The sequence below is a fragment of the Paenibacillus sp. FSL F4-0100 genome (genome assembly GCF_037993005.1).
GTDB lineage: Bacteria > Bacillota > Bacilli > Paenibacillales > Paenibacillaceae > Paenibacillus_AQ.
The window spans coordinates 866,488-887,283 of the sequence record NZ_CP150303.1 but is presented as its reverse complement, the minus strand read 5'-3'; the positions used below and the strand labels follow the sequence as shown (position 1 = coordinate 887,283).

Sequence of the window (20,796 nt, the reverse complement as noted above, 5' to 3'; positions counted from 1 at the left end):
GCTGCGGCTCATTCAAGAGCTTCCCTGCACGAGGGGAGTGTAGCCGTGGAGGAGACCTGGCGTTCGCCTTTGAAACCGGGAAACATCCATTTCATCTCATCCCAGTTTCCTGGTTTCAACAGCGACCGGAACGGATACACTCCCCACCACATCCCTCACATTGCCTCTTAAATGAGCCGCTCCTCAAATTAAAAAACACCCGCCAGATCTCTCTGACGGGTGTTCTCCCACGCTTACATTCCAAATATCACTTTCCATACAGGCTGAGTATGCCCGCCCGGATATAACAGGTACAGCAAGGTATACACGGCTACGCCGGTAATGGCGGTAAAGAACCAGATGATCGACGTAACTCTGCCCCACTTGCGGTGCTTGGAATACTTCTCCTTAAAGCCGAGGGTCAATGTCGTGATCCCAAAGACCGCTGCTACGGTAGCCAGTACAATGTGGAAGACCAGGAATACCTGATAATACGGCTTTAGATCATCGGGACCACCCCATGCCGTGTTGCCGATGAATACGGTGCGCGAGGAATAGATGATAAAGAAGATGACAGCCGCGACGGCCGCCCAGATCATCACTTTCTTGTGGGCTTCGCGCTTCCCCTTAATAATAAGACCCCAGCCAATCGCTACCAGCACGGCGCTGATGACAATAAACGTTGTACTGACCGTGGGAAAAATAAAAAACCAATCCATATGGATCCCCCTTCAATAATCCTGTTACGCCTGATTGAGCTTGCCGGGAGGAATCTCGCCAGGCAAAGGATCGTCTTCCTGATTTTCTCGTTTGTACCAATGAAAGAACACATAGGCCAGCATCGAAGCAAAAATAATCTCTTGGAAAAACTTCATGATGATCCCGCCCACTCGCTGGTCAATTGCAGGCTCTAGATATCCAAAGAACTCAGGTCCGCCGAATTTACTAAGCAACGCCGAGGTATCGCCAGCTACGCAGTACCCCATCGCCTTTGCCCATACCACCGGATCGCTATAAGTTGCGTACATCGGCTCGCTCGAGAAAATAATGAGCGCACATGCCGGTGTCAGCAAGACCATATTGAGAAAAATATACCCCATTTTCAAAAGCCCTGAGGACTTGTCCTTCTCCGGGATCGGGTTAATAATGGCCCACCACATCAGCAGCGAGGCGATAAACAGGATTGAATAGTACAAACGGTGCACCCAGAAATTCAACATAACAAAATCATGGATAACCGGGATGTGATAAAAAGAAAATAAGCCGTTAAACAGAACCGCGGCAACAATCGGACGTGCAAGGAAACCGAGATTCTTAAACGGATTGACCTTATCGAAGGCACGCCACATCCAAACAGGAATACCCAGAATCAAGAGCGGCATCGCCATTAAATAGGACATTGCCATACTGACCATGTGAAACGAGAACATCGTATGCCCCAGCAGTTCAATGGGTCCACCCTGTGCAAGATAGAACGCAAGCATACCGCCTACAAACAGTGTTCTCCTCCCTGCGGAAACCGGAGCACTCCCTTCGAATCGATTGCTCAGCGGCCCGGTCAACAGGAAGTAACCTGCTGTTACGAGCAGCATAAATGCTAGGAACAAGGGACTCCATTTATCTGCAAAACTAAAATATTCTAAGCCCAGCATGCAAAAACCTCCCCATAACGGGTTAAATTCTGTCCAAATTGTGACACCTACCTACGATTTAAAAAAAGAGGGGGCTGAAAGTAGCCCACCTCTTTTTCATTCTACCACCAAACCCAGAACAGTGCCATGACAATACAGGTACTAGCTACGAAGAAGCCGCCAATCATAAACAGGATTGGCATTAGATGCCCTTTGTCCTTCAAGTGCATCCAGTAACCCATTTGTACGAACACCTGCAACACAGCCATAACCAGCAAAATGATGATCGTAAATGCTGTGTTGATGCCACCGGCTGCGACAGCCGCAAAAGCAATCGCAGTCAGGACAATGGAGAAAATAAAGACAACAATGTGTTTCTCAGGGCCTTCCACACGATGGCGGTGTTTAACTGTAGGCCCCTCATTAGATTGTTGATTCGCAGTCATTCCTTAGCCCACCTTTCCAAGAAGGTATACGACCGAGAAGATGAACACCCATACAACGTCGATAAAGTGCCAGTACATGGCAGAAACATATACCTTAGGTGCTGTAACCACGGTTAACCCTTTTCTGTACAGCTGAGCGATCAACAGGCTGATCCACACAACCCCGAAAGCAACGTGGGCACCGTGGAAGCCAACCAGCGTATAGAATGCAGACGAGAATGCACTCGTCTTCATGTTAAACGATTCATGCACAACATATTCATAGAACTCATAAATCTCAAGGCCAAGGAACCCAAGACCCAGAACAACGGTTACGATCAGCCACAACTTCAGCTTCTCGATTTTGTGACGGTGAAGCGCCTGAATGGCGAACACACTGGTCAAGGAACTGACAAGCAATATCAGCGTTGCTGCTGCCGTAATTGGCAGAGAGAACAGCTCGGCTGCGGTTGGGCCTTCGTTGTTCTGGCCGCGAAGCGCCAGGAACGTTGCAAACAACGTACCGAAGAGCACGGCCTCTCCACCGAGGAAGAGCCAGAAACCAAGAACCTTATTACGGCCTTCGAGTGTTGCCTTCTCCGGCTCGTGAGGAAGTTCGCCGTTTACATGTTCAGCGTGACTCATGCTTTCCCCTCCCCTTCCAGTTCTTCAACTTCGATGTGATATCCATGATCATCGTACAGGGAACGAGCGATCATAGCCGCGAACGTAATCAGAAGACCAACAATCAGAACAATATATTTATTGAAGATTAAGCTCATGAACGAATTTGAGAAGTCCTCCGTGCTAAACATGAAACCAAGACCCGCGATAAACAGACCCAGTGACATTACAAACGGTAGAATACTTGGCGAAGGCATGTGAATCGGACCAACCGGTTCGGATGGTGTCATCTCTTTGTTGCCTGCCATCTTCTCTTTCCAATAAGCGTCAATGCCGCGAACAAGCGGAATTTGCTTGAAGTTGTACTCTGGCGGTGGAGAAGGAATGCTCCACTCGAGCGTACGGCCATCTTCCCATGGATCGTTCGGAGCACCAACCGGTTTTCTCGAAGTGACAACAACGTTTGCCAGGAAAGCCAAAACGCCGATACCCATCAAGATTGCGCCGATGGTACTTATAAAGTTAAGTTCGTCAAAATTCTGGTTCGGCAAGTATGAGACAATCCGCCGCTGCATACCTAGCAGTCCAAGGAAATGCTGTACGAAGAATGTCAAATGGAAGCCGATTGCGAACAACCAGAACGTCCATTTGCCAAGCGTTTCGTTCAGTACGCGACCGAACATTTTTGGCCACCAGTAGTGGAGTCCGGCAAACAATCCGAATACCAGACCACCAACGATAACGTAGTGGAAGTGAGCTACAACGAAATACGTATCATGGTACTGGAAGTCTGCAGGAGCAGATGCCAGCATGACGCCGGTAACCCCACCCATAACGAACGTCGGTACGAAACCGATCGCGAACAGGTTTGCACTGGTAAAGCGGATTTGACCGCCCCACATCGTAAAGAGCCAGTTAAAGATTTTGATACCGGTAGGAACGGCGATCAGCATCGTTGCGATGGAGAAGAGCGCATTCGCTACAGGTCCAAGACCTGTCGTAAACATATGGTGAGCCCAAACCATGAAGCCCAAGAAGGCGATCAGGATGGTTGCAAATACCATGGAGCTGTATCCGAACAAACGTTTACGGGAGAATGTCGGAATAACTTCTGAGATAATACCGAATGCCGGCAAAATCAGAATGTAAACTTCAGGGTGACCGAAGATCCAGAAAATATGTTGCCACAACACGGGGCTACCGCCAGCCGCAACATCAAAGAAATTGGCACCGAGCAAACGGTCAAAGCTGAGCAATACGAGACCTACCGTAACTGCAGGGAATGCGAATAGGATCATGGCCGATGTAATGAAAGCCGTCCATGTAAACATTGGCATTCTCATGAATGACATTCCAGGTGCACGCATCGTTATGATGGTAGCCAGGAAGTTGATACCACCGATCAACGTACCCAGACCTGCAATCTGAAGACCTATCGTATAGAAGTCTACACCATGTGTAGATGAATAGTCCGTTGTGGATAGCGGCGTATAGGATGTCCAGCCCGCATCAGGGGCTCCGCCCATAATCCAGCTAAGGTTAAGCAAAATTCCACCGAACAAAAATGTCCAGAATCCGAGCGAGTTCAAAAATGGAAACGCGACGTCGCGTGCACCGATCTGAAGCGGAATGACCGCATTCATCACGGCAAAGATAACTGGCATTACGCCAAGGAAGATCATCGTCGTTCCGTGCATCGTAATCAATTCGTTAAATACCTGAGCTGATACTAGATCGTTCATCGGCTTGATCAGCTGCAAGCGAATCAGAATCGCTTCAATACCGCCAATCCCGAAGAATAAGCCGCCCGCTATCAGGTATAATATACCGATTTTCTTGTGGTCAACGGTTGTAAGCCAATCCATTAACCCCGTGTAGCGTTTGACGCTATGGCTTTGAGCATGAGCGTGAGCCAAGGTTTGTACCCCCTTTTAAAGTTCTTGCTGCTGTATTAATAATCCAACTTATAATTGGCCAAGTAATCGGCGATCTGCTCGATTTCTTCATCACTGAAGCCGAGATCCTTCGGATTAGGCATCGTGTTGCCAGGTTTTACAGCCTGAGGCTCCATCAGCCATTCCACCAGGTTGTCTTTCGTCGGCTTTGTGCCTGGTTTGCCGCTTATGTCGTTCAGCAAGATACTCGCAATCGTCTCACGTGATCCAATGCCGGTCAGGTTAGGTCCCATTGCCCCGCCTTGGTCGCCCACAGCGTGGCAAGAAAGGCAGTTGGTTTTAAATTTCTCGGCGAGTGCCGCATCCGCAGGAAGCACTGCAGGTTCTTTAAATGCCGCAACCCATTTGTCAAATGCCGCATCGTCAACCGCTTTCACCCGGAATTCCATGAAGCCGTGAGAAGGACCGCACAACTCTGCGCATTTACCAATGTATGTATCCGCTTTGTCAGCAACCAGAGTCATGTAGTTAACGCTGCCTTCTGTGTTTGTATCCATCTTACCGCCGAGCGATGGTACCCAGAAGGAGTGAAGCACATCATTCGTTTTTAATTGGAAAGCAATTTTCTTGCCTACAGGAACAACCAGCTCTTGAGCGGTTCTTACGCCGTAGTCCGGATAATTGAACTCCCACCAGAATTGGTGAGAAGTAACTTCCACCTTAACTGCATCTGGATTGTTCCAGTCGTTCTCTCCATAAGCAAATACCTTTTGAATAGTAGGAACTGCAAGCACGAGTACCAAGAGCAGCGGAATCGCTGTCCAGATAATCTCAAGCTTATGGTTACCTTCTACTTGCTCAGGAATTTCATCTTGTCCCTTTTTTCTACGGAATTTAACAAGCACGTATGCGGCAATTCCAAATACCACAACCATTACGACGGTCATAATCGAAATGGAGAGCTTAATTAAATCCAGTTGACCTTGTGCTACCGGACCTTGTGGTCTTAGGACCGACAAATCCTCTCGGCCGCAGCCGGATAACACCAAAGCAAACATGGCCATCAAAGGAAGAAGACGCTTTACAGCCTGCCACCGTTTCATCATTGATCTACCCCACTTTTCCGATTTTCGTAGACTACCATCCGGCGCAAACAGCGGTAATCTACCTGCACAATCACGGATGAAGTAATCCTGTCAATTAAAGCAATCACTTATTAAATATAAGTTCATGGGTTGCTTTTGTCAATCATTCACAGGGAGTTCACAAATTGTTCGAAAAGTCGTCAAAGTCGCGCCGTTGCTGATTTTGCAATCGCTTTCAAACGGTATCTCCCACCCGACGACCTATCATTCGACATCCTCTGCAACCCGTCAGCGACAGCCTTCATAGCTATATATACAGTCATTTCCGCCTTTTTGAATCTGTATGCAGCTACTCCCCGTTCATCTGAGCCCCCATGATAAAGGAGGCGTTCTCCGCAAGCCTAGGCCACATCGCGAAGAATACCTTCTATTATTATGGTATATTTTTCGCGATCTTAATCCGTCAGAATAACAGCTCCTTCACGAGTAACCGCAATGGTATGCTCATACTGTACGCCTACCGATCCATCCGCACTGGAGATGGTCCAGCCGTCATCCCCCCAGAACACGGCACCCGAAGGTCCCAGGGTGAACACCGGTTCGATGGTAATCACCATTCCTTGTTTGAGTTTGAGTCCCCTTCCCGGAATTCCATAGTTCAGCACATCGGGCGGTTCGTGAATGGCCCGGCCGATGCCATGACCGACTAGCGATTTGACAATCCCGTAGCCTTCCCTTTCGGCAACCTGCTCGATCGCATAGCCCACGTCACCCAAGGTTGCCCCATGCCGTACCGCCTCGATCCCTTTAAACAACGCTTCATGCGTATGTTTCATCAGCTGCTTTACTTCTGGGGAAACCTTATCTACCGCATAGGTCCAGCCGGAGTCCGCCAGCCATCCGTTCTTGTTCACCACCATATCTATGGTCACGACATCCCCCGCTTTCAGCGGCCTCTGGTCGGGAAATCCGTGACACACCACATCATTTACTGATGCACAAGTGGCGTATGGAAATCCTTTATATCCTTTTTGCTCGGGAAAGGCTCCGTTCTTCTCCAGAAATTTCTCGACCCTGGCATCGATCTCGCTCGTTGTGATCCCCGGTTTAATGACTTTCGCTATTTCACGGTGACACGCAGCCAATATGCGTCCCGCCTCGCGGATATGTCCGATCTCTTCCTTACGTCTCAGCTGTATCCTCACATCTGTCCACTCCCTTATATCCTAATCGGATCGATTGCTAACAATATATGTAGGGAAAGTTGCAAAATACCCCTTGAAAATGGACTTTCCGAGAAGTATGAGCCTGTTGACTAAACGGGGACTCACAAACGCAAAAAAACCGCTTTCGGGACATTTGTCCCAAAAACGGTTTAACCATAGACTCTAAATGGTTCATGTCATTAGTCATTAACAAGGTAAAGATTCGATGCGTGTTGGTGATATTTTTATAGACCAGGTGCTATTACAGGTTACGAAACGGAGGAATTCAGCTTGCCAAGTTCATGCTCAACAACAAGAGTAAGCTCTTCTTCATAGCCTCCCATAATATGGTACTTCCGGACATACTCCTTTACAAATTTTTTCGGATCTTTAGGCCGGAAAATTCGTGTCATTTCCCGCAGACTTTCCTTAACCTCATTGTGACCTTTCGTTGCCATGATGGATCCCTCCCAAAACGTGTGGAATAAAATTACTCCGTTTAAAGAGAATGCCGAAAAGATCTACCTCATTAAGTTGAAGCCATATTGCAGTTCTTACGGTGATGATTAGGTTGATATTCAGCAACTTACCAATGCACCTGACACTATACATACCCTAACAGCATGCAACTGAATCATTAATATATTATATCATATTCTTCTGTTTGTTTCATCTTTCCCAAAAAATGTTTTTATGTCCTATGTTTTTTCATCAGGTCATTCTTTGTGCCCGGAATTGGTTAAGATACATTCAATCGAACCTCCCGCCAACTCTAGAAATCAGTGAATATCACAAATTGATACTCAGAATAACATATGTAAGATACAAGGAGGCTTTTAAATATGATGTCGAATACCCAGTCTTTTCTCCACTCCTCTGTTGACATAAGCTCGCCTATTCCTGTCGCGGAGCCTGAAGACGCAGGCCTTCAGCGCGATGTGCTCGATCAGGTCGATCAGATTATTCAGAAACAATACCCGAAAATGCGCAGCTTTCTTCTGCTCCATGCCGGCAAACTCATCTACGAACGCTATTACAACGGTCATGGCATTACCTCGCTGAATGATCTCAGGTCCGCTACCAAGAGTTTTACGTCTGTATTATGCGGCATCGCCCACTCACGCGGCGAATTACCTGACCTGAATTCCTCAGTAATTGACATCTTCCAGCGATATGTTCCCGAACGAGCCCATCCCCTATTGCAAAAGGTTTCCCTTCATCATCTGCTGACGATGACCTCAGGCTTTGCGTGGCAAACCGGTAAAAAGCTCGGGGAACCGCTTATTCACCGGTTCCACCGCAACCGAAAATGGACGAGCTTCGCGCTATCCCTCCCTGTCATTGAACAGGAAATGGGCCTCTTTCAATACCGGAGCATTGATTCCCATCTGCTCTCCGTTGCCATTAGCGAGGCTACAGGAATGGATGCTTACGCCTATGCCAGACAACATGTATTCGAGCCGCTCGGCATTCGTCATACCGCCTGGTCCCCAAGTCCCGAGGGCCACAGTATGGGTCACATTGGCCTCTATCTTACCTCACGCGACATGGCCAAATTCGGTCTTTGCTGCCTGAATGGGGGACGTTGGCAAGGTACAACACTCATCCCGGAATCATGGCTTAAGCAAGCACTCGCTCCGCAGGTTGAGGGCTATCCCGCGTTTGGCGATTACGGATTCCAGTGGTGGACCGGAGTTCAGAACGGGACTCCCTTTGCACTCGCACACGGCCATGGAGGACAGCAAATCTACCTTTTCCCCCAATTGGGTACAGTCGCCGTATTTACGGCCGACAGCAAGGTCAGCCGCTGGAAGAACCCGCGGTTTCTGCTGGAGCGCTATATTCTCGATGCTCTAAAATCAATATCCGCAACGTCTTCGCCAAATAGCTGACAGATCGCCAGCGTCGGACTCTGTGCAAGAAGCACTCGATTCGTTGGCACGCCTATAACCTGACCTTTCATGCAAATTTCAGCGGATAGTACCTCCTCTTTCTGGTTACTTTATGCGATATGAATCATTTCTAAAATCAAGCCTGAGAGGAGCATGCGACATGTCCGGTAAAGACAAGGATCTCCACCCTATTTCACGAGAAGAGGTTGAAGTAGACGGAACCTACACGAATGAATGGGGACGGGAGGAATATTTGAAACGCGGCGAGGAATTTCCGTTCGATCCCCAGAAGGGCTCCACGGAGTGGCGGCTGGCGGAGTATGATTTTGAAAACCACCATCGAGGCATGACAGATGAGCGACTGGTTCCGAAGGAAAAAGGTCCTGATAAACAGGTGAATGCCGAATCTCCGCTGCGGCATGATGTGGAAGTAGATTAAAACCCTTGCATATCGGCAGTGAAGAGATGATTCATCAGACCTGCTTATAAAAGGGTGATATGACATGCGAAAATCGAAGCGTCTTCTGCTATGGCTGATCCCGATCGCCATCGTAGGAGCCATATGGCTTGCAGCTTCTATCGTGGAGCCGGAATACGCCTATATACCACCGGCACATAAGCTTGAGAATACCACGCAGCTCCAAGCCCAGCAAACGGGTTTCATTCGTCAGTATGATATCTGGGGCAAGACGCTTACGGTTCCCGGTACCGCCTTGAAGGATCAGGACCCCAGATTAACAGCCGCCCATGGCGCCGTTGAGGTGACGAAAGAGCTGCTTGCCTTAGGGCGCCGTACACTGTATGAGGAGTCCTTTGGCAATGAGGTGTTTTTAACGGATATCTTGGGGATCGTCGATGGTCCGATGAAGCTGAAAAACGTGGCAAAAGCTATCGCCGAGTTAAAGGGACGCGGAACAACCAATCTACGCGTTGAACTCGATCAGGATGTTACGATCGGCGACAAATCCTTCCGTAAGGGAGATAAGATTGATACCGGCTTTGACGTAGCCAAAGGCGCCTATTCCCCCATTGGCGTTACGGTTAAATATGCCGAAGGCAAAGCCCGCATCGGCGTTAGCTGCATGGCCTGCCATGCGACCGTAAACCGGGAAACGGGAATGGTTGTGGAAGGAGCGCCCAATTCCGATCTAAACCTCGGTTTAATGCTGGCACTGGCCTCGAATAGCGCGGCGTATTTTACCCATACTGACATTACGAGTCTGGTGGATTATGTTAAGAATGAGCAGCGTACGGTTGTAAACTCTAAAGGAAAAACCGAAGCGCTGCCCGATCCTACCCTACTAGAGAAAGCCGTTGACGAAAATCTGATCAAATGGATGCCCGGCACTTTCGATACAACCGTGGATCTGGTGAGCGACGTGACCCAAATTCCCGATATGTTTACGAAGGGCGATCATCCCTACAGCTGGAGTGGCTTCGCTACCATGGGTCCCTTCAAGGGACTTAGTACCTTCAGCAACAATGTTCACGCCCAGAATACGGACACCCTGAGTCAAACTGAGGTTAGCGAACCGTTATGGGGGATCGATAAAGAGATTTATGTGGGCACCATTCTGCAAAATGCAGCCCATCGCAAATTCCGCTATGATCCGAGCAGCGGGCTGAAGCCAACCGAATTCTTTAACCGGCTGGATCCCAATCCTGGAACCCCCGGCGTGAATGAGGTGATTAAGATTCCGAATTTCCCGAAGGTTTCAGCCATCGCACCGAACGGGCTGTACATCAGCTCGCCGGGATTCAAGGCTGGGGAGCAGGTTAACGCCATGTCCGCCTATCAGAATACCATCCGTCCGCCTGAAACGGATCCCAAGGAAATCTCGGATGCCAAAACGATCAACCTCGGAGCGGAAGTCTTCAAAAAAGCACAATGCATCACTTGCCATGCTGGCGACTTCTTTACGAATAATCGCGTTATGCGCGCGACCGAAATTGGTACCGAGCCTGCTAGGGCCAAGGCTTTCCATCGTACGCAGAACGCTTTTGGCGAAGCAGAGTTCTATCCACCCGACACGCCTGTGCCGATCCCTCCGGATGCCAAGGTAACCAAAATCCCGCTGGATGATATCGCCCCCGAACAGATCGAGTTGGGCTTCGGCCATAAACAGTTGGGCGGCGGTTATAAGGTCAAAGGGTTGATCGGTCTTCGCTGGTCCGCACCGTATTTGCACGACGGCGGCGTAGCGGTTGGGCCTGAGCTGACACAAACCGGCGTCTCGCAGACGCTTATGAAAGGGATCCACCCGGACCCATACAACAGCCTGAAAGCCCTGTTTGACCGCAAGCTGAGACTGCAGGTCATCGAGGCGAACCGCAAGGATTCAAGGCTGAGAGACACCCATGTCACCGGTCAGGGGCATGAGTATTGGGTGGACGAAAGCAGCGGTTTCACGCAAGAGCAGCAGGATGCTCTCGTGAAGTATCTGCTGCAATTAAAAATGAAATAAGTTCGGGATTTAACCATCATACTTTGTCCCATCGGCTCATAAGGTAAGGTATAAAGCTTGCCCTACCCCAGTACCGGTCTAAGACAAGGAGTTGATGAGATGTCCCCTTTCAAATCGTCCACAGGACTTCCCGAGAATCTGGCGGCTACGCTGTGCTATCTATTTCCGATGGTCGGAGGAATTCTGTTTCTATCATTAGAAAAAAGAAGCCGCTACGTCATATTCCATGCTCTGCAGTCCTTGCTGGCCTTCGGCATCCTGGCCGTCGCTCACCTGCTGTCGAGCGCGGTGCCCATCATCGGCCTACTGGCCTCCGCCCTCCTGGCGCTGGTCGGCGTCTTGATGTGGCTGGTGCTTATGGCCAACGCCATTCAGGGAAAATGGTTCAAGCTGCCCTGGATCGGCAATATTGCAGAGAAACAAATGCAGCGAGTCTAAAGATTTTGTACCTCACGTAAAAACGGCTACCTTCACTCTATGAAGGTAGCCGTTTTGTTGGGGTTCGAACTAACGGGACCGGACAAAAAAAGCAGCCGGAGTTCATCCGGCTGCTTTTAAAGACATTTGTTATGCAGCGTGTCCTTCTGCTGAATCACCTTGCTCTGTGGAAGTGGGCTTGGTATTTCTCAAACCATTGAAGATCAGGTTTAGCACAATCGCTGTCAAGCTGCCCGCCACAATGCCGTTATCGGCAAGAATACGCAGGTTGTCAGGCAGACTCGCGAACAGACCCGGTACGGTTGTCACACCAAGGCCCATGCCGACGGAACATGCAATAATAAACAGGTTCTCGTGTCGGTTAAGGTCTACTTGATCCCCTAACATCCGAATACCAGAAGATACAACCATGCCGAACAGGGCTACCATGGCTCCACCCAGAACGGATGTTGGTACAAGCTGTGTCATGGCGGCAATCTTCGGAACAAATCCGATCAAGACCAGCAAGCCGCCTGCCACAACGATCACGTCACGCGTCTTCACACGGCTCATCTGAATCAGACCCACGTTTTGAGAGTATGTGGTATAAGGGAACGAATTGAAAATACCGCCTACCACAATCGCAAGACCCTCCGCACGGTAACCACGGGACAAATCCTTGGAGGTAATGTCACGATCCACGATTTTGCCAAGCGCCATAAATACGCCTGTCGATTCGGCAACACTGACAATCGCTACCAGAATCATTGTCATGATCGGAACGATCTTAAACTCCGGCGTACCAAAAAAGAAAGGCTGCGGAGCACGGAACCAGCCGGCTTCGCGCAGCGGGGTTAAATCCACTCCACCGTAGAATGCCGCTACCAAGGTGCCTAGAATAAGACCTAGAAGTACCGATATCGAACGCAAGAAACCTTTGGCAAACCGATTCATGATAATGATGAAGGCAAGAACGCCGAAGCCAAGGGAAATGTTGAGCGCACTGCCAAAATCCTCGCTGCCTTGACCGCCGCCAAGGTCATTCAAAGCTACGGGAATCAGCGTCAACCCGATAATTGTAACAACCGAGCCTGTCACGACAGGCGGGAATACCTTAATCAGCTTACCGAATAAACCGGAGAACAGAATGACAAATAAACCGGAAGCGATAATCGCTCCATAAATTGCCGACATCCCGTGCTTCTGCCCGATAATGATCATCGGACCTACAGCCTGGAATGCGCAGCCGAGCATGACCGGAAGACCGATACCGAAGTACTTGTTGCCGAATACCTGCAGCAAGGTTGCAACCCCGCAAGCAAGCAGGTCGATGGCGATGAGATACGTCAGCTGCTCCGTAGTTAAGCCGAGCTGCCCGCCAACGATAAGCGGTACGATGATAGCCCCTGCGTACATTGCCAATACATGCTGTAAACCCAATGAAAAGGTTTTGCCCGGACTCCGATTTTTATCAAAAATCGGTTCTTGCACCGCTTGTTTCTGTTGTTCCATGGCTCCTTGATTCCCCCCAATTAAATTGTCAGCTTTCGGTCTATGCGAATGTCACTACGCCATCTTCAAGTGATGCAATCCGTACGAGCGATTCTACCCGGTAGCCCGCTTCGGCTAACAAGCGTCCTCCTGGTTGAAATGCCTTTTCAATGACGATCCCGATGCCTACCACCTCGGCGCCCGCCTGCTCTACGATTCGAGCAAGCCCGAATGCCGCCTCGCCGTTAGCAAGGAAGTCATCCACGATCAGCACTTTATCGCCGGGTTTGATGAATTTCTTCGCGACCGTAATTTCGTTCGTCTCCTGCTTGGTGAAGGAATACACCTTCTCCACGAATATATCCTCACGGAGGGTCAGCGACTTCTGCTTCCGTGCAAAGATGAGAGGCACTTCCATCTCAAGGGCGGTCATAATGCCGGGCGCGATGCCGGAGGATTCAATGGTCAATACACGAGTCACGTTCGCTTCCTTAAACAATCGCGTAAATTCCTTCCCCACCTCTTTCATCAATACCGGGTCCATCTGGTGGTTCAGGAATGAATCCACCTTAAGTACCTGTCCGCTTAATACAATGCCTTCCTCTTGCACTTTGTTCTGCAGTAATTGCATGATGCTCCCCCTTAAATTTGTTTACATTCCAAGCAAAAAAAGCCCACTTCCTCCTTTCACCGAATCGCCGGGAAAGAAACAAATGGGCATAAGCAACAAAAACGCACCGTGAGCCACCTGAGGTCAAATGGAATTGACCTGGCTTGTCCGCTGCTGCTGCTATAACCCGTAGTCCAATCATTTCCGGTGATCGGGTAGAGACATGCAGGCCAATTCCTGCACCTATACGAGAAAATGTATAATATCCAAATTCCTTAGAATGCTTACGTGTAAATGTTATATTTCCGAATGAATGAAGTATAACGCATTCCCTATGAAAAAATAAAGTGAAAATTTACGGAAATAATAAACTGCCGGTCAATTAAAGGAAAAAAAGCTGCCCCATAAGTTTCATGGGACAGCCTGCAGAGGCACTAAATCCGCTAAAAAACCTCCATAATCGATTCCATAGGATCACCGATGGGCACCGACACATCCCCGTTTACATCAACCAGCTGGATACGGAGCGTATAAGTTCCACCATGAGCTTGCTGCTAGGGGAATAAGATATCATTCCCATTCCCTTCCATTTCCATGTCGCCAGCGGTTAAACCTGCGTTCACTCGGTATACCCCTCAACCCTCAATATCATCTATTGAAATGTAACATGGATTTGAACAATCTCGGAGCGGGAACCCAGACGAATCGGCGGTCCCCAGAAGCCGTAGCCCGAGGAGACGATGGAATGCATCTGGCCTTTTTGCAGATATCCCCAATCATTCTCGAACATGGCCTTCGTAATCAGATGTGCCGGGAATACCTGCCCACGGTGCGTATGCCCAGAAACGATAAGGTCTACGCCCTGCTGCTGTGCTTCCTCCAGCGCATTCGGCTGATGATCAAGCAGAATGATCGGCTGGGATAGATCGGTCCCATCCATGATCGTGGACAATTCGGCCCGCTCCTGATCCTGTTTATCCCGTCTGCCAACCAGCGTCAGGCCCTCCACCGTCAATTTCTCATCATACAGCACGGTCATGCCGCTCTGCTCAAGAGCCACGATCAGTTCCGGAATTTCCCCTTCGAATCGGTCATGATTGCCCAGTGAGGCATACACACCATACGTTGCCTGGATACCGGTCAGAATCTGATCGATCCCCTGGCGTAAATAAGCATCCAGGTCGTCATCGATGATATCGCCTGGAAACAATACCAGATCCGGCTTTAAGTCATTGATCTCCTTCACCATGCGCGCAGCATGGGCTTTACCTGACAAGACGCCGAAGTGCATGTCGGATGCCATAACGATATTCAGCTGCTCAAGTGTGCCGGCGTTCTTATCTACGTGAATATCATAAGCTCGAACCGTTGGACTATACGCATTAAATGAGCCGAAACCGATCACAATCACCATGAGCACCAACACGATAGAACCCGCCGCCTTCTCCAGGCCATCTCTTCGCAATGCCGTCAATCTCAGCAGCCACAACATGATATGCATCAACGGGAGAAGGATGATCAGGACATAGAAAATAGCCATCCAATACGATCCTATCACACTCAACACGGTGAGGTTACCAAAGAACCGTCCTGAAATAAACGATGTCGATGCCACCGTCAGTACGACTATGTATGTCCATTTGAGCACAAGGGATGGACCCGGTTTCATCCAGCTCCATACGCTTCGACCAATATAATAAACCAGCAAGCCGTAAATCAATAATGCAACGATTCCTGCAAAAATAAACATCTCCATCCCCTTCCGTACATCCATTATAACAAGCGGATTTTGCGAATCCCAGCGGACGTTACGAAAGGCAGATGGGGTTATTCATTTCTTCGCAAGTATGATGTCTCCAGCAAGCCGTTACAAGCCCGTGCGCTGTTTAGGCAGCAGCTCGTTTAGCAGCGATTTCAGATTGCGGTCTTCCGTATATTTTTCTTGACCCATATCGAGTTCGTTCACACGTATATAAGTATAACTTTCCGTGGGATTCTCCGGTTTAAAAAGAAGTTCATCATGCGGGTCAGGTACCACCTTATACTCCATTTCATGAAACATATCGAGCAGCTGCTGACCTGTAGGATTCTCTCCTTTATCCACAAAAATCAATCCCCGAAGCTTCTTAGGTTCTTCCTTATGTCCCACTGTAAAATGAACGATGCATTCCATGCTCATTCATCCCCCTTCTCTTGGTTGTCATGATTGCGATTAAAAACCGCCTCATTCATGCTCTCCTACCAGCTACATACCTTCATTCCCACGTGTTGCTGGATCTTAAGCAAATAAACGCCAAGATAAATCCCGGCGTTCCTTATCTATATGTTTATTACATTGTACGATGAACCATAATGTCTAACTGTGACAAAAGTCACTTCTAGAAAAGCTTCCCATGAGCTGAGCCGAAACCCTAGGCCGTATTTCGACTGCTATCCCCGTCCATTGAGTTAGAATCAGCTTCATGCTCCGCTAGTTTGGATTTCGGTTCCGGAGCCTGGTCTTCCTGAGCTTCGGCATCGGCTTCCGCATTAAGATACAGGCTCTGGATCAGACCAAAGTGCTCTCCATAACGCGCCTCCAGCTGCTCACCCATGTCCTGTTCAAGCTGGAACAATACCATCTCCTGAGTAAAATGATGCAGCAGGAGCTCCGCTAGTACCGGATGCTCCGTGATGACCGCTCCTGTATCATATTCCCCGCCGCGCATCCCTAATATGCACCACTGCCGGTCCACAACAAAGGAGAATTTCCGGCCGCCTCCTCTGCGCTCCGCCAGGCCGTTCCAGCCAGACCATGCCAGCGTTCTTGAGAGTCCCTGGTCCGGGCCGTCACAAGCCCACAGCACCTTGACTCCCCTAGCCTCCGCTTCAGCCAGCGGTTCACGCAGAAGCGATGCCTCTTCACGCCAGACGTCAACCACGATCTCTTGTTTCGCTCGCTTCAATTCCCGGACGAGCACATCAAGCACCGCCTGATCTCCTTCCATACTAAGGAAGGGAGCAGCGGTACCGCTTCCTCGCGGCAAGCTCTTCTCAACAAAAGCGAGTGATGCCTCCACACGGCCGGATATCATTCGCGTCAGTTCCTCCGGTTTCAACGAACGGTAACGGACGGGTTCCCCGTCCATTCGCTCAAGTGCCCCTTGCCGCTCCAAACGCTGCATGGCTGCATAGACATTAGAGCGCGAAGCTCCAAGTCGTTTAGCTACCTCATAACCACCTGCCGGCCCATACTCGGCAAGGTCCACCATAATTTTCGATTCAATCTCCGTAAATCCCAAATTCCGCAAATGATGCAGCAATTGTTCCATAATATTAGTCCTCCCAAGATGCTCGAACGCTTGCTCTATCATTCATACTGTCATATTAACACTCGCGTTAAGGGCATGATCGTCCGAATCCCTATATCTTAAATCTGTTCAGCTCCGCAGCGCGGACACCATTTCGAGCCTTTTGGCAGGTCGACACTGCAAATCTGGCACTTCACCATATCGCGCGCCGCCTCATCATCACCAACATAGTCCTGACTTTGGTTATTCTCCTGCCAGAAACGAATGCGGCGGTCCAGTTCCAGCTGCCTCTCCCGCTCCCGCTCGAGTTCTTCCCAGTGACGGCGCTCCTTCTCCTGCTCCTCCTGCTTGATACGCAGCTGTTCCGGATCAACCTCCGGTTCAGACAGCTCCATTTCCTCGTGCTGCCGCTCCGGCTCCGGTTCATACATATCCGGCTCGTATGGATCCGGATTCGAACGGAAATCATAGGTATGCAATTCGTCCTGCTCCTGTTGTTCTTCAGCCGCTGCATATTCATGTTTATCAAACATGATCTTACGCTCAGGCTCCCTTGGTTCTTCCGCTGTTGACTTCTCAGGGTGAATTAAATTATCAAGCTTATTCCCACAGTATGGACAGAAATTTGCATCCAGCGCGACCACCCGCCCGCATTCACAGACCCGCTCATTCTTGAGGACCGCAATGCGGTTCCGAATTGCTTCGATTTGCTCCTGCAATCCATCGCAGGTTTGCGCAAGCTCGACCATTTCTTTTTCAGCCATCGCCATGTCCTGCTGACGGTAGCCCTCATAGAACACTTTACCCATCTGCAAGTAATATGAGTTCTTCTGCTGTTCGATTTCGGAAATTTGGCTGTTGAGCTTATTCACTTCCACCACGTGCTGAGCCTTTTCCGTTGCGCGGTTGGCTCCATCCTTGAGCTTTTGTAAAATATTCATTTATGAATCCTCCTCTTTCTCATATCCCGATTCACCAGCGAGCCGCCGGCGCATTGTCATATCTCTTCATTAAGGTTATTAACGATTTTTAGCTAGCCATAAACCGGCTATCCCATGTTTTTTTACCGTTTCGCATACTACTCATTGTGATGATATGCTCCTCATCGTCCAGTATACTGCCACCATGGTGATTCTATCATACCAAATTCCTTGCCCCATGTGAAAAAGGAAGCACCTTCCAACCCCGCTGCTGATTCATCCGTGTCCCGAACGTGTATATGATTAGAAAACTGGACAGTACCATGCCATTATACTGTCGGCTTGCAGCCTCGTCCTATTCCGAGCAGCCCTTAGCTGCCGAAGTCTGGAGGGATTTAATATGAGAAACGATAAAAAGACGTATTATGTTTCAGTCAATCACAATCTGATCCAGGATGTACCGAACGATACGAATGAATATGTCGTATATATGGATGATGAAGAGGTCTCCAAGCTGAGGGGGCTGCTGTATGAAGTCAGCAGCAGCGATCGGTATGCGTTTAAACGTACATTCGTCCCTTACAAGTCGGCGGATCATGACGATGCTGCCGAGCAATATGATGAACGAACGATGAACCTCTACCACTTTCTCCATGAACATGGTGATGAACGCACGCGCAAAACCATTGAGGACATGAATATCCTCGGCAAGCTGACCGACACCGGCTACGATGATCCCGGTTATGAGGACTCGCCATTAAATAAGTAAAGACTATCAGTCCGTACGTATATCGACGAACTTTCTCAGATGACAGACCGCATTTAGCGAAAGTTTTTCTTGCGAGATCAGGATGGTAAGCCTCTGAAGTTGATGCTTTCTTATCTCTTAAAATACGAATGAATCCCGGAGCCAAGCCGCCCCGGGATTCATTCGTATAACAAGAACATCGCCCGGCCTTGCGCAGGTCCTGTTCTACTTTATAGATTCGCAAGCCGGTGTACAAGGATAAAAAGTCCCGTTTATCCTACGACTATTAGCACAGCTTACAGTTTAATGTTCGCCTCATCGAGGTATTCTTCCAGCGTCATGCCGCTGTCGGCAATATCCGGCGCCAGATCCTTGCCTACATAACGGATATGCCATGGCTCGTATACATAACCGGTAATATTCTCGGCTCCTTCCGGATAACGAATGATGAAGCCGAATTCCGACGCGTGTTGCGCCAGCCACTGCCCTTCCGCCGTATGACCGAACGTTTCCTCCAGCGCATTACCTGCGCTTGGACTGGACACGTCAATCGTAAGGCCTGTCTGATGCTCACTCGTACCCGGCACCGCGCTTACACGATTAGCCTCGACTTCCCCTTTGGTACGAACATTATTCTCATATATACTTTTCTGACGGGCATAGGAACGGTATCCCGATACGGCGCGCAGTTCGATGCCATCCGCTTTGGCCGCATCGAACAATTCCTCGAGCGCGTCAGCCGCTTCTTTTCTCAGATGCCGTTTTTCATGCGGCTCATCAAAAGAAAATGGGACATTCGGCTCCACGAGATCACTTGGTTCATAACCATCAGGCAAGCTGCGCTGCTTATTTACAACCACCGTCATAGCCTCCGCGTTGGTTACGACCTGCTTGCCGTCGCTCTCCTGGATCGTGGCTTGAAGTGCATTCTCGCTGCGCTTCGCCATAACCGGATCCGCTGGCTGATTCTCAGCCCCTGCCTCTCCATTACCCGCGCCACCCTCAGGAATTGTGTTTCCTTCCTGGCCCTCGGCCGGCGACTGCAATTCCTGACCCTGTTCCTTACCGGAACCGGTATCATTCGATTGACATCCTGCCAGAATGGCCCCTGCTAACATCAAGGATGACAGCATTACGCTTGTAAATCGTGTTCGTTTTCCCGAAAATGCATTCATCTATTGCTTCTTCCTTTCCCACGGTTTGTCCTGACCCCATTGTACCTTATTCAGAATGAACAGAACAAACGAGTGGCTGTCGAATCCTGCCGGATAATCTCCGTTTACGTCAAATATCCGGCCGTTTCCCTCGATTTATGGCGCCGCTTCTATCAAATCCATTACAATTCTGTGATGGATTTCCAACCTTACGGCGACTTCAAATTGCGACGCTTCTGCTCGGCTTGTTTGGCCGCTCCGCGGGCAATCACGCTGAGCGCTTTGGAAGCGCCGCGAACGCCAGGCAGTAAGCTTGTCCAGTCGCCGACTGGACCTAGCTGATCTGCCGGAGGCGGCGGTGATAGCTGCACCGCCAGCTCGCTAAGCTGCGGGCCAGGCCGGTGCAATCGGCCCTCGGCCGCCGCTTCGGCCACCCATTCGCCCGGAGAAGGACCGGACGGTCCCTTCTCCTTCGCCCGGGTGGCCTTCTCTGCGGCAGAGCCGCCTGCTGGCGGCGGGGCTGCTTTGGCCCAGGCGTCGAAGACGCCGGCCAGCAGCGCTTCCCGCGGCAGCCCCAGCAGCGTCAGCTGCTGGAGCGGCTCTGCCGCAAGACGCAGGGCCGCGGCAGCCAGCAAGGCTGCGGCATGCCCGCAGGCCCTTTGGCCGCAGGTGCAGCGGGCATCGGCGGCCGGCTCTTCGCCCTGCAGGGGCGATGGCGCCAGCTCGGCCAGCCAAAGGGCGTCCTGCCCTGCAAGCAGGCGGTACAGCGCCTGCGGGTCTTCCTCCAGATAAGCCAGCACCGCCTCACGGGCAGCGGGGTTCAGCGTCTTCACCTGAACGCTGACCTCATACGTCCCCGATGATTCATCAGCTCCATCCACTTTCCCCTTTAACCATCCAGGTTCGATCTCCAGCCTGATTCGTTCGGCCGATTCCGCAGATTCCATAGCCCACACCTCCCTGGC

General features: G+C 50.0%; 21 protein-coding genes and 1 riboswitch. Of the genes, 5 read left to right on the top strand and 16 right to left on the bottom strand.

Annotated elements, in window-relative coordinates:
- Positions 1 to 233 precede the first annotated feature (233 nt).
- The 8 genes from MHH48_RS03930 to MHH48_RS03895 all read right to left on the bottom strand — a co-directional run bounded on the left by MHH48_RS03930 (position 234) and on the right by MHH48_RS03895 (position 7,302).
- Positions 234 to 698, bottom strand: a complete 465-nt coding sequence (locus MHH48_RS03930) for a DUF420 domain-containing protein (RefSeq protein ID WP_076325996.1) — start codon at positions 696 to 698, stop codon at positions 234 to 236.
- A gap of 24 nt (positions 699 to 722) precedes the next feature.
- Positions 723 to 1,631 carry a cytochrome c oxidase assembly factor CtaG gene (gene ctaG / locus MHH48_RS03925; protein WP_076325997.1) on the bottom strand — a complete coding sequence of 303 codons (909 nt, stop codon included), beginning with the start codon at positions 1,629 to 1,631 and terminating at the stop codon, positions 723 to 725.
- A gap of 101 nt (positions 1,632 to 1,732) precedes the next feature.
- Entirely contained in the window at positions 1,733 to 2,056 is a 324-nt protein-coding gene (locus tag MHH48_RS03920; protein WP_071222061.1) for a cytochrome C oxidase subunit IV family protein, read from the bottom strand.
- A 3-nt stretch (positions 2,057 to 2,059) separates the two neighbouring features.
- The gene (locus MHH48_RS03915) at positions 2,060 to 2,680 is read right to left on the bottom strand and encodes a cytochrome (ubi)quinol oxidase subunit III (protein ID WP_076325998.1); all 621 of its coding nucleotides are present in this window, start codon (positions 2,678 to 2,680) and stop codon (positions 2,060 to 2,062) included.
- Positions 2,677 to 4,575 (bottom strand): cytochrome c oxidase subunit I, encoded by a 1,899-nt coding sequence (gene ctaD, locus MHH48_RS03910; protein WP_076325999.1) that lies wholly within the window; start codon positions 4,573 to 4,575, stop codon positions 2,677 to 2,679. The genes MHH48_RS03915 and ctaD overlap by 4 nt, the downstream gene beginning before the upstream one ends.
- A gap of 35 nt (positions 4,576 to 4,610) precedes the next feature.
- Positions 4,611 to 5,660, bottom strand: coding sequence for a cytochrome c oxidase subunit II (gene coxB, locus MHH48_RS03905; protein WP_076326000.1), 1,050 nt, complete (start codon positions 5,658 to 5,660; stop codon positions 4,611 to 4,613).
- Between the two features lie 434 nt (positions 5,661 to 6,094).
- Complete coding sequence (gene map / locus MHH48_RS03900) at positions 6,095 to 6,844, bottom strand: type I methionyl aminopeptidase (RefSeq protein WP_076326001.1); 750 nt, start codon at positions 6,842 to 6,844, stop codon at positions 6,095 to 6,097.
- A gap of 269 nt (positions 6,845 to 7,113) precedes the next feature.
- On the bottom strand, positions 7,114 to 7,302 hold the full coding sequence (locus tag MHH48_RS03895; RefSeq protein ID WP_006208082.1) for a hypothetical protein: 189 nt from the start codon (positions 7,300 to 7,302) through the stop codon (positions 7,114 to 7,116).
- A gap of 387 nt (positions 7,303 to 7,689) precedes the next feature.
- On the opposite strand from MHH48_RS03895, the gene MHH48_RS03890 reads away from it, so the two are divergent.
- The 4 genes from MHH48_RS03890 to MHH48_RS03875 all read left to right on the top strand — a co-directional run bounded on the left by MHH48_RS03890 (position 7,690) and on the right by MHH48_RS03875 (position 11,639).
- On the top strand, positions 7,690 to 8,736 hold the full coding sequence (locus MHH48_RS03890; RefSeq protein WP_076326043.1) for a serine hydrolase: 1,047 nt from the start codon (positions 7,690 to 7,692) through the stop codon (positions 8,734 to 8,736).
- A gap of 160 nt (positions 8,737 to 8,896) precedes the next feature.
- A complete protein-coding gene (locus MHH48_RS03885; protein ID WP_076326002.1) occupies positions 8,897 to 9,175 on the top strand; it encodes a transposase in 279 nt (92 codons plus the stop codon).
- Positions 9,176 to 9,239: 64 nt separating this feature from the next.
- Entirely contained in the window at positions 9,240 to 11,201 is a 1,962-nt protein-coding gene (locus MHH48_RS03880) for an electron transport protein (RefSeq protein WP_076326003.1), read from the top strand.
- Positions 11,202 to 11,300: 99 nt separating this feature from the next.
- Positions 11,301 to 11,639: a hypothetical protein gene (locus MHH48_RS03875; protein ID WP_076326004.1), complete on the top strand. Its 339-nt coding sequence runs from the start codon at positions 11,301 to 11,303 to the stop codon at positions 11,637 to 11,639.
- Positions 11,640 to 11,768: 129 nt separating this feature from the next.
- Here the strand turns inward: MHH48_RS03875 and MHH48_RS03870 are convergent, their stop codons facing one another.
- The 6 genes from MHH48_RS03870 to MHH48_RS03845 all read right to left on the bottom strand — a co-directional run bounded on the left by MHH48_RS03870 (position 11,769) and on the right by MHH48_RS03845 (position 17,950).
- The gene (locus MHH48_RS03870) at positions 11,769 to 13,130 is read right to left on the bottom strand and encodes a nucleobase:cation symporter-2 family protein (RefSeq protein ID WP_076326005.1); all 1,362 of its coding nucleotides are present in this window, start codon (positions 13,128 to 13,130) and stop codon (positions 11,769 to 11,771) included.
- 40 nt (positions 13,131 to 13,170) lie between these two features.
- On the bottom strand, positions 13,171 to 13,740 hold the full coding sequence (locus tag MHH48_RS03865) for a xanthine phosphoribosyltransferase (protein ID WP_076326006.1): 570 nt from the start codon (positions 13,738 to 13,740) through the stop codon (positions 13,171 to 13,173).
- A 149-nt stretch (positions 13,741 to 13,889) separates the two neighbouring features.
- Positions 13,890 to 13,990: riboswitch (purine riboswitch) on the bottom strand.
- 381 nt (positions 13,991 to 14,371) lie between these two features.
- Positions 14,372 to 15,469 (bottom strand): metallophosphoesterase, encoded by a 1,098-nt coding sequence (locus tag MHH48_RS03860; protein ID WP_179090731.1) that lies wholly within the window; start codon positions 15,467 to 15,469, stop codon positions 14,372 to 14,374.
- Between the two features lie 117 nt (positions 15,470 to 15,586).
- Positions 15,587 to 15,892 carry a hypothetical protein gene (locus MHH48_RS03855; RefSeq protein ID WP_179090732.1) on the bottom strand — a complete coding sequence of 102 codons (306 nt, stop codon included), beginning with the start codon at positions 15,890 to 15,892 and terminating at the stop codon, positions 15,587 to 15,589.
- 238 nt (positions 15,893 to 16,130) lie between these two features.
- On the bottom strand, positions 16,131 to 17,030 hold the full coding sequence (locus MHH48_RS03850; RefSeq protein WP_076326009.1) for a TrmB family transcriptional regulator: 900 nt from the start codon (positions 17,028 to 17,030) through the stop codon (positions 16,131 to 16,133).
- A 98-nt stretch (positions 17,031 to 17,128) separates the two neighbouring features.
- Positions 17,129 to 17,950, bottom strand: a complete 822-nt coding sequence (locus tag MHH48_RS03845; protein WP_076326010.1) for a zinc ribbon domain-containing protein — start codon at positions 17,948 to 17,950, stop codon at positions 17,129 to 17,131.
- A gap of 379 nt (positions 17,951 to 18,329) precedes the next feature.
- Here MHH48_RS03845 and MHH48_RS03840 point away from each other — a divergent pair, with 379 nt between their 5' ends.
- Entirely contained in the window at positions 18,330 to 18,698 is a 369-nt protein-coding gene (locus MHH48_RS03840) for a hypothetical protein (RefSeq protein ID WP_076326011.1), read from the top strand.
- A 275-nt stretch (positions 18,699 to 18,973) separates the two neighbouring features.
- On the opposite strand, the gene MHH48_RS03835 is transcribed toward MHH48_RS03840, so the two are convergent.
- Positions 18,974 to 19,852 (bottom strand): M15 family metallopeptidase, encoded by an 879-nt coding sequence (locus tag MHH48_RS03835; RefSeq protein WP_076326012.1) that lies wholly within the window; start codon positions 19,850 to 19,852, stop codon positions 18,974 to 18,976.
- Positions 19,853 to 20,040: 188 nt separating this feature from the next.
- Entirely contained in the window at positions 20,041 to 20,778 is a 738-nt protein-coding gene (locus tag MHH48_RS03830) for a hypothetical protein (RefSeq protein ID WP_076326013.1), read from the bottom strand.
- Between the last annotated feature and the right edge of the window lie 18 nt (positions 20,779 to 20,796).